The following is a 14,458-nucleotide window of genomic DNA, read 5'->3' as shown; positions in this document are numbered from 1 at the left end:
TGTCTAGTGACTGTGATGCCACTATATTTCACTTCTTAAAAGGACTCTGTATCCGAATGTAACCTAGACCATGTATTGCAGCCTTCTCGCATAGCCTGGCGCTGGTGAGCTCGTGGAGCTGAAGACGATGACCTTTTGCTAAGCCGGAGGGATAAGATAAAGAAGACTAGGTAATAGGTAGCTTTTGATTGAATGGAGGAGAGAGCGCATTGATGAGGTGATATAAAGGTAAAAAGTTATGCCTCTAAAGCTATTTGAAATCAATAGCATCAGGGGGATTTGACCCGATGCTATTGGTCAGTCATTCAAACAACTCGCCGACTAAGCCTAGGGGCTAAGGACAAGGTAATCTAAATTGATCGGACAGTTGGTTTAATAGTACTAATAGCTCTGGCGATAAGGTGACTTTTAAACTGTCGATGTTTTCTTTCAGTTGATATAAGTCGGTGGCGCCTATGATATTGGAGCCGACAAACTTACGTGAGTTAACAAAAGCTAACGCCATTTGTGCGGGCGTGAGTTTGAACTCGCGGGCCAAATCGACATAGGCTTTTGTCGCCTCCAGAGCCATTTGCGAACCTGTATAGCGGGCGAAACGCTTAAACAAGGTCAGGCGCGCGCCTTCAGGCCATTGGTCGTTGCAATATTTTCCCGTCAAGGCGCCAAAGGCCAGTGGCGAATAGGCCAGTAATGGCAAGTTTTCGCGGTGACTGATTTCGCTCATGCCGACTTCGAAACTGCGATTAAGCAAGTTATAGGGATTTTGCACACTCACAATACGCGGCAAGCCATGTTTTTCGGCGAGTTGCAGGTACTTCATCAAGCCCCAAGGCGTTTCGTTCGACACCCCGATATAGCGCACTTTACCTTGGCGGATCACTTCGGCGAGCGCTTCTAGGGTTTCAAGTATCGGTGTTTGATGTTCATGCTCTTGTTGATCGTAAAACAGTTCACCAAAGAAATTGGTATTACGGTCAGGCCAATGGATTTGATAAAGGTCGATAGTGTCTATTTGGAGGCGTGCTAAAGATGCATCGACCGCTTGGTGGATGTTGTTCCAGTCCAGCGCCATATTTTTGCGAATGTAATCACTTTTACCCCCCGGTGCGGCAATTTTAGTGGCGATCACTAAGTCGTCTCGGTTACCGCGGGCCTTAATATATTGCCCTAGGATACGCTCGGTTTCCCCTTGGGTCTCCGGCTTAGGTGGTACGGGATACATTTCCGCCGTATCGATAAAGTTGATGCCATTGCCTATGGCGTAGTCCAGCTGTGCAAACGCTTCGGCTTGGGTATTTTGTTCGCCCCAAGTCATAGTGCCCAAACAAATTTTACTGACCTCAAGATTAGAATGCGGTATGCGTCTGTATTCCATCTATTTCTCCTACGGAAACTCTCTTAGTTTGAGGCTACCAAGCTTTTGCTGTAAAGCAAAGGTTAAACCATAGGTTGAAATGTTAGTGCGCTAAAAATAGCCAACAAGTTTAGCCATCCTGCCCCATTTTGAGGCATGCCATTGGTTGAAGTTTGTTCGCTGAGTTGCTCTTTTAACGGTTTTAGCGCTTTACTGCACTGAAATGGAGATTTTGGCTTATTTTTGTAAACCTTAGGTACTACTAAATCAGTAATGACGTATTTATGAATAAATTGTTATAAAACTACATTTGCAGATTACAGTAAGTAAAGATGTGAATCTGTGTCACAAAATTGCGTAAATTTACGTATCTAACTTACGAATTTGCAGCGGAATGTGACGCCAATATCGGAATCTGCGTTAACAAATCTCTACCCTAAATTTATCTAAAAATTTTTCATGGTTGATATTTGTGATGGCAGATTTTTCAAACCAAATTGTAACGATCAAAAAAGGCCTCGACTTGCCGATTGTTGGTGAGCCGCGACAGGTCATTGAACTCGGTGCTAAGCCATCCCAAGTGGCTGTTCTGGGAGAAGAGTTCGTTGGGCTTAAGCCGACGATGTTGGTCGAAGAGGGTGATTTTGTTCAAAAGGGCCAAGCTCTATTTGAAGATAAAAAAACGCCTGGTGTGTTGTTCACTGCACCCGCTAGTGGCCAAGTCGTAGCGATTAACCGCGGCGAGCGTCGAATTCTACAATCAGTCGTCATTCGTTGTGATGACGGTGAAAACCGCGATGGGCAGATTTCTTTCGATATCCATCAAGACATTGCCGCTCTCCCTCGACCAACCGTTCAAGACCAGTTGGTGAAGAGTGGTCTATGGACTGCCCTGCGTACTCGGCCTTTCTCGCGCGTGCCTGCGCTCGATAGCACGCCCGCAGGGATTTTTGTTACCGCAATTGATACTAATCCACTGGCCGCCGATCCCCGTTTGATTATCGCCGAGCAAACTGAGGCTTTTAAAGCTGGCTTGCTGGTGTTGAGCCGTTTAACCGAAGGCAAGGTTTACCTGTGCCAGGATAAGGGCGAAGCGATTGTTAAAGAAGCATTACCACAACTTGAGGTGCGCCGCTTTGATGGTGTTCATCCTGCGGGTTTAGTAGGCACTCATATTCACTTTACTTTGCCAGTGAGTTTAGAGCGTCAGGTATGGCATATCGGTTATCAAGATGTGATTGCCTACGGCAAGTTATTCCAAACCGGTGAGTTGTATACCGACCGCATCGTCGCCTTAGGTGGCCCGAGCGTGCTGAACCCGCGTTTACTGCGCACTCAATTGGGCGCTGAGCTAAGTGCCTTAGTGAGTGATGAAATCAAACCTGGCCATAACCGCGTGGTATCGGGATCTGTGTTATCTGGCCATACCGCGGCGGGCGTACATGACTTTTTAGGCCGATTCCACAACCAAGTATCAGTGTTGAGCGAAGATTCGCAGCACCATGTTCTCCCTTGGGTGCGCGGTGGTTCTGACAAATTCTCCATCACTCGTGCTGTAACATCACGTCTGTTTGGTGCGACTAAATTGTTCGAGTTTACGACTCATCAGGGCGGTTCAGCTCGCGCCATGATGGCTTTTGGTCAGTTAGATCGCGTGATGCCACTGGATATTTTACCCACCTTGCTTGTTCGAGACTTAGTGGTGCGTGATACCGACGAGGCGCAAGCCTTAGGTGCATTGGAGTTAGATGAAGAAGATCTGGCGCTGTGTACCTTCGTATGTCCCGGCAAATATGACTTTGGTAAAGAATTACGTGCCTGTCTAGATGTTATTGAGAGGGAAGGTTAATGACCAAACAAGTGAAAAAACCTGATTTACAGGACGCCTCTGATTTACAGCAAGAGTACTACGCAACGGGTAAGTCGATGAAGGGCTTTTTGCGCTCACTCGTCATTGCCAACGGTCGTAGCACTAAGGGCCAAGTGCATGTGCGTGACGCGATTGACGTGAAACGTACCATGACGCTAGTCGGTTTGTGTTTACTGCCCGCCATTTTATTCGGTCTATATAACATTGGCCTACAGGCACAGCTTGCGCTCGCGGGAGGATTATCGACCCCAGATATTTGGAAGTTAGAAATCTTTAATACCCTGTTTGGCAGCCTTAGCCAAGACACTGGGATATTAGGTTTATTCCTCTATGGTCTTAGTTTTTATCTGCCGATTTACCTGACAGCACTACTCACCAGTTTGTTTTGGGAAGTGGTGTTTGCGCGGGTTCGTGGTCAAGAGTTGCACGAAGGCTTCTTCGTGACGGCCCTGCTGTTTACCTTAATCTTGCCAGTATCGACACCGTTGTGGCTGGTGGCCATGGGGATTTCCTTTGGTGTGGTTGTGGCTAAAGAGCTGTTTGGCGGCATGGGATATAACTTCCTTAACCCTGCGTTGGCGGGCTTGGCTTTTATCTACTTCGCCTATCCATCTGAAGTTTCAACCATTAAACAGCTCGTTGCCGTTGATGGTTTCTCTGGTGCAACAGCGCTGGCACAAACTGCAGCGGGCAAGTTGAGTTTTGCCGATTACTCTTGGTTTAGCGCCTTTAGCGATCCTAACTGGTGGAACAACTTTTTTGGCTTTACCGTGGGCGCGATTGGCGAAACCAGCACCTTAGCGATTTTGATCGGCGGTTCATTATTGCTGATCAGCCGCTTAGCGGATTGGCGCATTGTGCTCGGTGTGTTGCTGGGCATGATAGCGACAGCAACGCTGTGTAATTACATCGGTTCTAGCAGCAATCAAATGATGGCAATGCCGTGGACTTGGCATCTTGTCACTGGCGGTTTTGCGCTAGCAATGATGTTTATGGCCACCGATCCTGTGACCACTTCGTACACTCGTCAAGGCAAGTTTGCCTACGGTGCTTTGATTGGTTTTATGACTGTGCTTATCCGTGTTGCTAACCCCAAAATGCCTGAGGGCGTGATGTTAGCCATTCTGTTCGCCAACCTTTGGGCGCCGCTGTTCGATTATCTGGTGGCCCGCGCCAACATCAAACGGAGATTAAAACGTCATGGTATTTAAGAAAGATACTGTGGTGGGGACCATGATCTTCACCATCACGCTCTGCCTCCTGTGCTCTTTTATGATCACAGGCACAGCAGGCATATTGAAAGAACGTAAAGTCGCCAAAAAACGTGACGAAGTGCAGCGCTATGTGTTGATGGCCGCCGATGTGAACTTAGGTCAGGGCAATGAGTTTAGAGAGATTTTTGCTAAATCTGTTAAGCCATTATTGATCAACCTAGACACAGGCAAGGTGGACTCAGACGCTAACGTCCTCGATTTCGATGAGCGTATGGCGGCAATTAATCCTGAGACTTCAAGTGCGCCGAAAAAAGATATTGCCAAGATTAAAACCCGTGCGAACGATGCCCGCGTGTTTAAAGTGCTCGATGCCAACGGCAAGTTAGACAGCGTGGTTGTGCCTTTCTACGGTAAAGGTCTGTGGTCGATGATCTACGGTTATGTGGCGGTTGAACCCGATTTCAACACCATTAAAGGGCTAGTCGTGTACGAACATGGTGAAACCCCTGGTATCGGCGACTTTGTGACCGATCCCCATTGGTTATCGTTGTGGAAGGGTAAGCAATTATTTGATGAAAAAGGCAAATTTGCGATACGTCTTGTAAAGGGTGGCGTTAAAGAAGGCGATCTTCACGGTGTGGATGCGGTAAGTGGCGCGACCATGACGGGCCGCGGCGTGCAGCGCGCAATGGAGTTTTGGTTTGGCGTTGAAGGTTTTCAAACCTTCTTCAACCAGCTGAAAGCGTCGGCAGCGCAGGGTGAATTGCAAGGTGAGTTGGGAGAGGCAAAATGAGCAACACTTTATCCATGCGTGACATGTTAACGGGGCCAGTGTTTGCCAATAACCCCGTCGCAATGCAAGTGCTGGGCGTATGTTCGGCACTGGCGGTCAGTAACTCAATGCAAACCGCTGTGGTGATGACACTGGCAGTGACCTTTGTGTTGGTGTTTTCTAACCTGATTATCTCTGCCATCCGTAACTTTATCCCGACCAGTGTGCGGATTATCGCGCAGATGACGGTTATCGCCTCCTTGGTGATTATCGTCGACATGGTTCTGCAGGATGTAGCCTATGAGTTATCTAAGCAACTTTCTGTATTCGTTGGGTTAATTATCACTAACTGTATCATCATGGGCCGCGCAGAAGCCTTCGCCATGAAGTATCCACCGCATTTAGCGGTCGTCGATGCGCTTGGTAATGCGACAGGTTATGGCTTGATTTTGATCAGCGTCGCCTTTGTACGCGAGCTGTTAGGGACGGGTAATTTATTCGGTCACCCTGTGTTCACCACCATCGAAAATGGCGGCTGGTACTTGCCAAACGAGATGTTCAAGTTACCACCGAGCGCCTTCTTCCTGATTGGTGTGTTGATCTGGACTATCAATGTGATCCAGCGGAAACGGGGTTAAGGAGCAGATATGGAACACTATATAAATCTATTTTTGCAGGCCACTTTTATCGACAACATGGCGCTGTCGTTCTTCTTGGGCATGTGTACTTTCTTGGCCGTGTCTAAAAAGGTGTCAACCGCCTTTGGTCTAGGTGTCGCTGTGATTGTGGTGATGACCTTAGCCGTGCCGTTAAACCAACTGATTTACGTCAAAGTGCTCGCACCTGGCGCACTGTCTTGGGCGGGATTACCCGGTATCGATTTAAGTTACCTGCAACTGATCACTTTCATTGGTGTGATTGCGGCATTAGTGCAAATCCTTGAAATGTTTTTGGATAAGTACATTCCTAGCCTGTATGACTCCCTTGGGATCTTTTTACCTTTGCTCACAGTGAACTGCGCGATTTTTGCCGGGGTGATCTTTATGGCGAACCGTGATTACAACTTCGGTGAGTCAGTGGTGTTTGCGATGGGCTCGGGTCTTGGTTGGGCGGTGGCGATTGTACTGCTGGCGGGACTGCGCGAAAGAATGAAATTCAACGCGATTCCCGAAGGCTTACAAGGTATTGGTATCACCTTTATTACTACAGGCTTGATGGCGCTGGGCTTTATGTCTTTCTCAGGGATCTCGCTGTAAAGCTACAGTAGGCGAGCCAAGAATTGAGAAAGTGAAACCAGATTCTTTTTAGAAAAGAGCTAGAAAAGGGTAATACGATGGAAATGGCAATTGGCATAGGCATGTTCACGCTAGTGGTCTGTCTATTGGTGATAGTGATTCTAATCGCCAAAAAGAAATTAGTGGCTACGGGTGAAGTGACAATCAGCATCAACGAAGATGCCGAAAAAAGCATTCAAGTTGCCGCGGGTGACAAGTTACTCGGCGCTTTGGCTAGTCAGAGTATTTTTATTCCGTCTGCCTGTGGTGGCGGCGGAACCTGTGGTCAGTGCCGAGTGAAAATCAAATCGGGCGGCGGTGATATTCTGCCGACTGAAATGGGCCATATCACTAAGAAAGAGGCTAAAGAAGGTTGTCGTCTCGCCTGCCAAGTCTCAGTGAAAACCGATATGGAACTTGAGCTCGACGAAGAAATATTTGGGGTGAAGAAGTGGCAATGTCAGGTGATCTCTAATGATAACAAGGCGACTTTTATCAAGGAGTTATTGCTTGAGTTACCCGAAGGTGAAGATGTTCGCTTTAAAGCAGGGGGTTATATTCAAATTGAAGCGCCAGCCCATGTGGTGAAATACGCTGACTTTGATATTCCTGAAAAATACCGTGGCGATTGGGACAAATACGGTCTGTTTGACATTGTCTCTACCGTTAATGAAGAAGTGTTGCGCGCTTACTCTATGGCCAACTATCCCGATGAAAAGGGCCGCATTATGCTGAACGTGCGGATTGCGACGCCGCCATCGGCCAATGTGCCAGCGGGCAAGATGTCATCTTACATCTTCAATCTGAAAGCGGGCGATACAGTGACGATTTCTGGGCCATTCGGTGAGTTCTTTGTGAAGGAAACTGATGCGGAAATGGTGTTCATCGGCGGCGGTGCGGGCATGGCACCAATGCGTTCACACATTTTCGATCAGCTTAAGAGTAAGAAAACCACACGTAAAATGAGCTTCTGGTACGGTGCTCGTTCGACCCGTGAAGTGTTTTACCAAGCGGATTTCGATGCCCTAGCAGCCGAGAATGACAACTTCGTCTGGCATGTGGCGTTATCTGAGCCATTGCCTGAGGATAATTGGACTGGCTACACTGGCTTTATTCATAATGTGATTTATGAGAATTATCTTAAAAATCATAAGGCACCAGAAGACTGCGAGTACTACATGTGTGGTCCTCCAATCATGAACTCTTCAGTGATTAAGATGCTTGAAAGTCTAGGCGTTGAACCAGAAAACATCCTACTCGATGACTTTGGTGATTAGCCGTTAAACTTAAGCTAGAACTTAATCAGAGCTTCAATTAGCGGTTAAAGCTTGAAACTAAAAACTCGCGTTAAGGCAACTTAACGCGAGTTTTGTTTATTACTTGTTAGCGTTTTTAAGTTCAAAGCCTCTAACAATGACATATGCGATAAGGGCAAATATAAATACGATAAGATACATCCATGCGATACTTTGCAAAGTTTCAATAATTGTCCGATAGATCTCAATAGTCCAACGTTCTAGAGTTAGCTGTAGAATTTCAACATCTTTATGTCTAGCGGTAATGTAGCGCTCTAAATCATAAATTCTAACCCCACCAGAAATGCCTACAACGTATGTGGCAAAAATAATATATTTTTGCCAGGCGGCACTGATTGAATCTTGAATTATTCGAGAAAATATTTCTCCCAGTGGTTTTTTGAAAATCGAAACAACTAGAAATGAAACGGTTATAGATAGTGCAAATGTAATAAACAGTAATGTAAAAAACATGCTCTCTCCTTAGAACAGATAATCAAATCGACAATTTTACCAGTCATTTAAAATCAACAACATAATCGGCTTTCGGCTTACGTTCAAGCGAATAGTAATTGAGGTTGCTTTAAGGATAGGTACCTTCATATCAGCCAAGACGCCCCTAACGGAGTTGAAAGCGCCTTGGGCATAAAGCGTACTTATGCTATCGCATCAGACGTTTGACCCTGACCGTTGTGTCCCATCTTTCGATTGCGGCCTTTCGGCCGAGGTGAATCAAGGTCGTGGGGCTTCACTCCACACCCGACCAAAAGGGGAAAAGCGCCTGTCCCCTTTTGGAAATCCCCCGGCGTCCCTAGCGAAGTTACATGCATTGATTAGTGGCTTCGTGCTTATTCAAAAATCGCTAACGCTTCCGATGGGGTGTCCCTTCCCCCCGAAAGCTACGCAGACGTCCTGTCTGCGTCACGCGATTTTCTTCAACGCCCTTCAGCAACTTCGCAGGGGAAGGTGAGCTTCTGCGGTCTGGATGTTGGCAGTTAATCCCAAAGAGTTATGCATGTCCCATCTTTTCGAACTTTTCAATTTAGTACCTAACCTAGCTAAAGGATTTACCACCATGGCGCGTTAAATAACTCACCATGCGCTCACTCTCAGCGGTATAGCATCCCATGCGAAACTCACCCTGCCAGTAAGCAATATCGAGCGGATGATACCCCTGCGAGTTTGGATGATTCACATTGGCCCCCGCATCCACCAATAATTTGAGAAGTTCAAAAGACTACAACTCACAGGCATGCAAGAGTGCCGTCATCGCATTTTCGTCCACGTCTTCAAGATCCGCGCCATTGGCAATAATGCGCTTAACAGCAAGCGTATCTTTGGCTTTAACCGCATCGATGAGTTCAGTGCTCATTTGATCGCTATTTAACCTCATCCAAAGGATTTAATTTAAGTGGATTTAGCCTAGGTTTCTTTAACTTGTGGGCGAAACTCCGTAAGCTGAGTAGCTTATACCTAAATGCTTATGTCTAGAGGTATAACTTATCATGGATGTAATAGTTGTGGGATTAGGAGGCTTGTTTGAAAAAGTTAGCAGTAGTATCACTTATCTGTTTCTCCCTCAGCGCATGCTCTTCACTCAATGAAGTTAAATTGGACTCTCAGTCGATATCCAGCTACATAGGTGAAAAGGTCAAAGTCACCACAATCTCTGGCGAACAAATGGAATTTCAAGTCGAAAGTGCAACGGAACAGCATATCGAGGGAGAAGGGCAACTAGTCAAAATTGAAGATATACAGACGTTGGAAGTTGAGGAGTTTAGCCCACTAAAATCGATATCACTTTCTGCAGGCTTATATATGTTAGGTGCGATAATTATTACTATTGTCGTTTTATAGCCATTTTGAATGTGTATTAGCTGCAACTTGAGATATTCAGTCTACAAACTGGGGCAGACTGCCACTTGGTTTATACTGCTCGGATTAGCTTCGTCGCCCTAGGTATCACTTTGTTGTGTTATTTTTATATGGAATATTTCCTTTATAATTCAATTGTAAAGATTAAATTGTATTATCCATAAAAAGAGCTTGTGATAAGCTTGTTTTTTCTAGCAGGCAGCATTATTTGTTAATTACGTTAAGGATAACCCATGCGTTTGAGTGTTATCAGTACCCTGTTGACTGGTTTTTTATTATTCCCAAGTGCCAATAGTTTTGGTCTCTTATTAGAAACAGGTGCTGAACAAGAGCAAATCGGGCAAGGCAGTAACTCGATTGCCGTTGAAAGCCAAACCGCATCTTCAGTATCGAAGGTGGCGGAGATTAAGACCTTAACCCAAACCGCAATAAAGGATTCGCCGCAGCCATTTAGTGGCAGTGTTATCCTGCTTGAGCAGGGCAAGCCGCAGTTTGAACTGCAAAAGGGCGAAGGTATTAGTCAAGATTCGCGTTTTGTGATGGCATCGCTCTCTAAACAAATCACTGCAACCTTGATATTGCAGGCGGTCGATGCGGGGAAACTCGAGGTAAACCGTTCGCTTAATCATTATCTTTTTGGTGATGCTGAAGGGAATAATAAGGCGCTAAAAGGCATGGATGCAGGTGTAAATCCAAGTGCGGATGCATTGAATACCAGTCGATATGATGCGCGGATTACGCTGCACCAACTGCTAACTCATACATCGGGTGTCGATAAACTGGGTAAGGCCAATCGATTCGAGCCGGGTAGCCAATTTGAATACTCCAACTTTGGTTATTCACTGCTTGGGCAAGTGCTTGAGAAGGTCAATCATCTATCCTTTGCCGAGCAAGTGGCGCAGTTTGCAACGCGATACCAGCTTAATGGCTTGAGTGCTGAGCTTGGCAGTATTGAGGCGATTCACGCCAAAGTGCCTTCACTCGCCGTAGGTTTACAGGAAAGCGAGGTGATTGCCCTCTCTGATTTAGTGCTTGATGAAGCTTTGTTGCCTGCTGGGGGATTAATTGCCTCAGCGCCAGCTTATGCCGCCTTTCAGCATCTATTACATTCTGGCAAGTTGATGAGCGCAGAGAGTTATCAACGGATGACAACGGCGTATACCGAGATCCAATTCTTATGGCCGAATATGCGCTATGGCTATGGGGTGAGGATCAATAAGGACGATGGTCTCGTCGAATACAGTCATACGGGCTATTTATCTGGCTATATGTCGATGACACTTCATTATCCTGAATTTAATTTGGATCTGGTGATGCTGGAAAATCTATCGCTAAATCTTAATGATCGCGCTCGAGTATTTGAACTGCATAATCAGATACGTCAAATCATTCGTAGCCAGTTACTGCTTGTTAAAACATCACTTGCACCAGTGATTTGAGTAAACTGACTACTGACATAAGTGCCCTTATGCTGATATTAAGCATGGTACTTTAGTACTTAAAAGATTTCTAAGATATAGTTTCTGCGGGAGATAATGGCTACTATCTCCCGCGTTAAGGGAATAAATATAGTCTTTTACTACTTAATGTCGCCATATTTAATTGAATCACGACTATCTGTTTCATATATCATTTCATATTCATAGTTCAATGAGTCTAACAAGCTAATTATATAATCTTCGGATTTAATTCTTTCGTATCCAGGAAAATCTTGGTGGAAAATGATACTCAATAACCAGCTGCATTCTGGTTTTGATGGTGCGAAAGTATTTGCATCAAGATCTACATTGGGAAATAATTTAATGAATGTGCCTGTCTCTTTATTTAGATTCCAATGGTAATGTTTTATCCTGAATGGTAAAAAACTCTCAAGCATAGTAGGGTTCTTAGCTGTAGATGTTTTTCTATCTATTAATGCTAGAAATTCTTTGAGTTTATTATGAATTGTTTTTTCATCTTTACTTGTTGATTTTATACCAAATAGTACTTGATGTTTCATATGGTTGAATCTCCTCATTGAATAGATTTTATCGGCACTGGTGTCTTTTAAAGAGCCATTTTCTTTAGTTAAGGGTGTAAGTTTGTTAGCTAACAGAGAATTCAAACTCTATTTTAATGATTAACGTTCCTAACAAAGAGACGTTAATCTGTGACTTACAGTTACCAAAAGCGCTTTCTAAGTGCGGTCTCGATATCAATATCAACCCTAAAGTACTGCAAAATCGTCCAAACTGAATCGACTAAGGCTTCGGTAAGCGCTGGATAATCATCCTCGATAATTCTGTTAATTTCTTCGACGGTTTCATCGATATATTCCTGAACACCTTCCTCAAATTCGGCCTTTGTCGCTTGATTGCGGAAAAAGCTAAAGTTGTCGAGCTTTTCTATCAATTGATCAATAAGGACTCTCACCGAATTGAGTTGTTCAACTGTGATCGTCGGATCGGTGGCGATCAGTTTAAAAAAGCTCTGCACTTTGGTTTTGAGATCGAATAGCGTTGGGATTTGATCTCGATTTGCCGCCGCATTACTCACCTCTAATTTGGTTTGCTTGACGGGCGCAGGTGTCACATTCCCCTCAGATGCTTGCGGATTGGCCGTCATAGGATCGGCATTGCTCGAAGCTGTTGCTGGTATTGCGCGATTGTGGGCTATGGTTGTGGGGGCTGGCGGTATCTCGCGCCCCAGTGTTTGTAGCAGGCGGCGCTGGAAATAGCTTTGCGGCAGGGCTTTGCTGAGTGCTTGCTCAAGCTGAGTTTCACTGTAGGAGGCTATTTGCAGCAGCGCTTCGAAAATCTCTTTATATTCTTGCTCAATAGCCGCTATTAGCGGGCTATTGCCTAAGCTATTGGTCACGGTTAAGTCGGCGCCATATTGCTGCAAAAGTCTTAAGATCCGCACTGCCGTTGATTCAAAGCGGGGGAACTCGATTGAACTGCCGCCTATCACAGCGCAAAGGGCAGGAGTGGTGTCTTCACCATTGATGGCATTGGGGTTGGCGCCATGTTCGAGTAGCGCCTCTACGCAGGACTGCGCGCCGTAGTAACTGGAGCACATTAATGGCGTAAATTGCTCATCCACCGAGAATTCTTCTAACTTTGCTCCATGGCGCAGTAAGAGTTCTACGGTTTTTCGCCGCATAGGGCCGGTAATTTCATCCCACCAGTAGGTCGAAATCGCCTTGTGTAGAATGGGCGAATTATCGTGGCCACAATGGGTAAAAATATCCCCGCCTTGGTGAATGAGCCATTCAAGTAGTTGGCTTCGACAGGAGATGGCCGCCGCAGACACATAGTTAGTGTTATAGATATTGGTGAGGCTTAAATCCAGCCCCTTGGTGAGCAGATATTCCATCACTTGGATAAGCGTTGCTTGATCTTCTTTCCCTGAACCACGCTGGCAGATAGTCAGTAAGGTCGGTTCATCCACCGCACCAAATTTTTTATTGATATCCATATCATATTGCAGGAACAGATCGAAAAACTCGGGCAGAAAGGTTTTCTTTTCGACCATTGGATAAACCAATAGTCGTAAATTCGACCAGACTAACATCTCATAGGATTTACCCGTATTGACAAATTCGGCATTTGGATTAGCGCCATATTTGAGCAACAGTTCAAGGGCTTGGTAGATGTAACTCCGTTTATTCGGATCGGTAAATTGGGCATTATTAATATATTGGTTGAGCAAGGGTGAATGGTCGGCATCAGGCGGTGTCATCCTATAGATGCGATTGATATCGACGGTGGCCTTAATCAGTTTTTCGATAATCCTAAGGTCAAATTCTGAGGTCAATGCCGCATAGACCAAACTTTTGGCGTGAGAATCGGCTTTGAGCTGCGGATAATGGTCTAACAGGTATTCAGTGTAGTCTTGCGCTTTAGCGTAAACGCATAGTTCGAGTAAATTGGCATCATCCCAGAAGCTGCTATCGTTGGCCATAATATAGCGTGACTTTTTAAATGCAGGGAAGCGTTTAACCAAGGGAGAAAATGTTTCTACTCCCCAAAATTCGCTCGAAGAAATAATGTTTTCAATTAGGCTTAATTTGCCAATATCTAATGGGATATCTTTATTAATGATATGCAGGAACAGATCTTTATTGCGTTCATCATATAATATTTCTAGTGGGTGATTTAATTCACCATTGGTCCAGAAACTCACCGGTTTATTGATATCTAAGTTAGCTGCAAGTAGAAGATCGATCATATCTCTACGTTGATGGTGTTGATAGATATATTGCGGATTAGGATGAAATAGATAGTTGAGCCAGCAATTGTTATATTGATTTTGAAAGTAAAGATTGGCACTAGAGTCTAGGTATAGGGTAACGAGTTCTGAGTTGTTATATTCAATAGCCGAATGCAATGCACTGAAACCATTACATTCGATTTTAGCGCCTTTGCTGAGCAAGTATTTTATAAGCATTAAATCGGACTGAGGACTGCAAGATAGTGGAACTAATATATTGCAGGGCGAAACATTGAGATCAATAAAGTTGAGATCTCCACTATCGGCAAGAAATTGATCAACTTTCTTTATTTTAGCCGAGGTCGAAAGCGTGTTATCTAGGCATATTTCCCGAAGTGTGAGTTTCTTATCACTAAAAATCCAACTGAGCATAATGTTCCCTATTTAATGCCGTTAACAAAATGGTATCAAACACCTTTCAATTTATTAAAAATTGAGCGAGGTAAAATTGCCATATTTTAATGCAATTAAGTTAAGAAAAACTATGCCCTAAGACTGATAATTTAAATCATCTTGCTGAATAACATTTGCTGATACAAATTGATAATGCCAA

Annotated in this window: 13 protein-coding genes and 1 pseudogene; 8 read left to right on the top strand and 6 right to left on the bottom strand. The window is 44.8% G+C overall.

Annotation, left to right across the window (positions count from 1 at the left end):
* Positions 1–334 precede the first annotated feature (334 nt).
* Positions 335–1,375 carry an NADP(H)-dependent aldo-keto reductase gene (locus tag L5M71_RS13270; protein WP_263208247.1) on the bottom strand — a complete coding sequence of 347 codons (1,041 nt, stop codon included), beginning with the start codon at positions 1,373–1,375 and terminating at the stop codon, positions 335–337.
* Between the two features lie 454 nt (positions 1,376–1,829).
* On the opposite strand from L5M71_RS13270, the gene L5M71_RS13265 reads away from it, so the two are divergent.
* From L5M71_RS13265 to nqrF, 6 genes are all read left to right on the top strand, one after another.
* On the top strand, positions 1,830–3,203 hold the full coding sequence (locus tag L5M71_RS13265) for a Na(+)-translocating NADH-quinone reductase subunit A (RefSeq protein WP_105250119.1): 1,374 nt from the start codon (positions 1,830–1,832) through the stop codon (positions 3,201–3,203).
* Complete coding sequence (locus L5M71_RS13260; protein ID WP_028759366.1) at positions 3,203–4,435, top strand: NADH:ubiquinone reductase (Na(+)-transporting) subunit B; 1,233 nt, start codon at positions 3,203–3,205, stop codon at positions 4,433–4,435. The genes L5M71_RS13265 and L5M71_RS13260 overlap by 1 nt, the downstream gene beginning before the upstream one ends.
* Positions 4,425–5,231 (top strand): Na(+)-translocating NADH-quinone reductase subunit C, encoded by an 807-nt coding sequence (locus tag L5M71_RS13255; protein WP_131523704.1) that lies wholly within the window; start codon positions 4,425–4,427, stop codon positions 5,229–5,231. The genes L5M71_RS13260 and L5M71_RS13255 overlap by 11 nt, the downstream gene beginning before the upstream one ends.
* A complete protein-coding gene (locus L5M71_RS13250) occupies positions 5,228–5,848 on the top strand; it encodes an NADH:ubiquinone reductase (Na(+)-transporting) subunit D (RefSeq protein ID WP_028761892.1) in 621 nt (206 codons plus the stop codon). Before L5M71_RS13255 ends, L5M71_RS13250 begins: the two co-directional genes overlap by 4 nt.
* Positions 5,849–5,857: 9 nt before the next feature.
* Positions 5,858–6,466, top strand: a complete 609-nt coding sequence (gene nqrE / locus L5M71_RS13245) for an NADH:ubiquinone reductase (Na(+)-transporting) subunit E (RefSeq protein WP_105250116.1) — start codon at positions 5,858–5,860, stop codon at positions 6,464–6,466.
* Between the two features lie 77 nt (positions 6,467–6,543).
* Complete coding sequence (nqrF, locus tag L5M71_RS13240; protein ID WP_105250115.1) at positions 6,544–7,761, top strand: NADH:ubiquinone reductase (Na(+)-transporting) subunit F; 1,218 nt, start codon at positions 6,544–6,546, stop codon at positions 7,759–7,761.
* Positions 7,762–7,860: 99 nt separating this feature from the next.
* Here the strand turns inward: nqrF and L5M71_RS13235 are convergent, their stop codons facing one another.
* From L5M71_RS13235 to L5M71_RS13225, 3 genes and pseudogenes are all read right to left on the bottom strand, one after another.
* Positions 7,861–8,253, bottom strand: a complete 393-nt coding sequence (locus tag L5M71_RS13235; RefSeq protein WP_107403856.1) for a hypothetical protein — start codon at positions 8,251–8,253, stop codon at positions 7,861–7,863.
* A gap of 580 nt (positions 8,254–8,833) precedes the next feature.
* Positions 8,834–9,001: pseudogene (locus L5M71_RS13230) on the bottom strand (ankyrin repeat domain-containing protein); the annotation flags it as partial.
* A 15-nt stretch (positions 9,002–9,016) separates the two neighbouring features.
* A complete protein-coding gene (locus tag L5M71_RS13225; protein WP_263208243.1) occupies positions 9,017–9,151 on the bottom strand; it encodes an ankyrin repeat domain-containing protein in 135 nt (44 codons plus the stop codon).
* 167 nt (positions 9,152–9,318) lie between these two features.
* On the opposite strand from L5M71_RS13225, the gene L5M71_RS13220 reads away from it, so the two are divergent.
* Entirely contained in the window at positions 9,319–9,636 is a 318-nt protein-coding gene (locus L5M71_RS13220; RefSeq protein ID WP_263208241.1) for a hypothetical protein, read from the top strand.
* Between the two features lie 251 nt (positions 9,637–9,887).
* Positions 9,888–11,093, top strand: a complete 1,206-nt coding sequence (locus L5M71_RS13215; RefSeq protein WP_263208239.1) for a serine hydrolase domain-containing protein — start codon at positions 9,888–9,890, stop codon at positions 11,091–11,093.
* Between the two features lie 140 nt (positions 11,094–11,233).
* Here the strand turns inward: L5M71_RS13215 and L5M71_RS13210 are convergent, their stop codons facing one another.
* Positions 11,234–11,653 (bottom strand): hypothetical protein, encoded by a 420-nt coding sequence (locus L5M71_RS13210; RefSeq protein ID WP_263145267.1) that lies wholly within the window; start codon positions 11,651–11,653, stop codon positions 11,234–11,236.
* A 161-nt stretch (positions 11,654–11,814) separates the two neighbouring features.
* Positions 11,815–14,277, bottom strand: coding sequence for an ankyrin repeat domain-containing protein (locus L5M71_RS13205; RefSeq protein WP_263208236.1), 2,463 nt, complete (start codon positions 14,275–14,277; stop codon positions 11,815–11,817).
* Positions 14,278–14,458: the final 181 nt, after the last annotated feature.

The organism is Shewanella sp. SW1 (assembly GCF_025653545.1).
GTDB lineage: Bacteria > Pseudomonadota > Gammaproteobacteria > Enterobacterales > Shewanellaceae > Shewanella > Shewanella oncorhynchi.
The sequence above is the reverse complement of the archived record's forward strand: the minus strand, read 5'-3'. Positions and strand labels throughout refer to the sequence as shown.

Coding starts and splice junctions, on each gene's coding strand:
- L5M71_RS13235 (WP_107403856.1), bottom strand. CDS start 8,253: ATGTTTTTTACATTACTGTTTATTACATTTGCACTATCTATAACCGTT.
- L5M71_RS13255 (WP_131523704.1), top strand. CDS start 4,425: ATGGTATTTAAGAAAGATACTGTGGTGGGGACCATGATCTTCACCATC.
- L5M71_RS13270 (WP_263208247.1), bottom strand. CDS start 1,375: ATGGAATACAGACGCATACCGCATTCTAATCTTGAGGTCAGTAAAATT.
- L5M71_RS13250 (WP_028761892.1), top strand. CDS start 5,228: ATGAGCAACACTTTATCCATGCGTGACATGTTAACGGGGCCAGTGTTT.
- nqrF (WP_105250115.1), top strand. CDS start 6,544: ATGGAAATGGCAATTGGCATAGGCATGTTCACGCTAGTGGTCTGTCTA.
- L5M71_RS13210 (WP_263145267.1), bottom strand. CDS start 11,653: ATGAAACATCAAGTACTATTTGGTATAAAATCAACAAGTAAAGATGAA.
- L5M71_RS13215 (WP_263208239.1), top strand. CDS start 9,888: ATGCGTTTGAGTGTTATCAGTACCCTGTTGACTGGTTTTTTATTATTC.
- L5M71_RS13265 (WP_105250119.1), top strand. CDS start 1,830: ATGGCAGATTTTTCAAACCAAATTGTAACGATCAAAAAAGGCCTCGAC.
- L5M71_RS13260 (WP_028759366.1), top strand. CDS start 3,203: ATGACCAAACAAGTGAAAAAACCTGATTTACAGGACGCCTCTGATTTA.
- L5M71_RS13205 (WP_263208236.1), bottom strand. CDS start 14,277: ATGCTCAGTTGGATTTTTAGTGATAAGAAACTCACACTTCGGGAAATA.
- L5M71_RS13225 (WP_263208243.1), bottom strand. CDS start 9,151: ATGAGCACTGAACTCATCGATGCGGTTAAAGCCAAAGATACGCTTGCT.
- nqrE (WP_105250116.1), top strand. CDS start 5,858: ATGGAACACTATATAAATCTATTTTTGCAGGCCACTTTTATCGACAAC.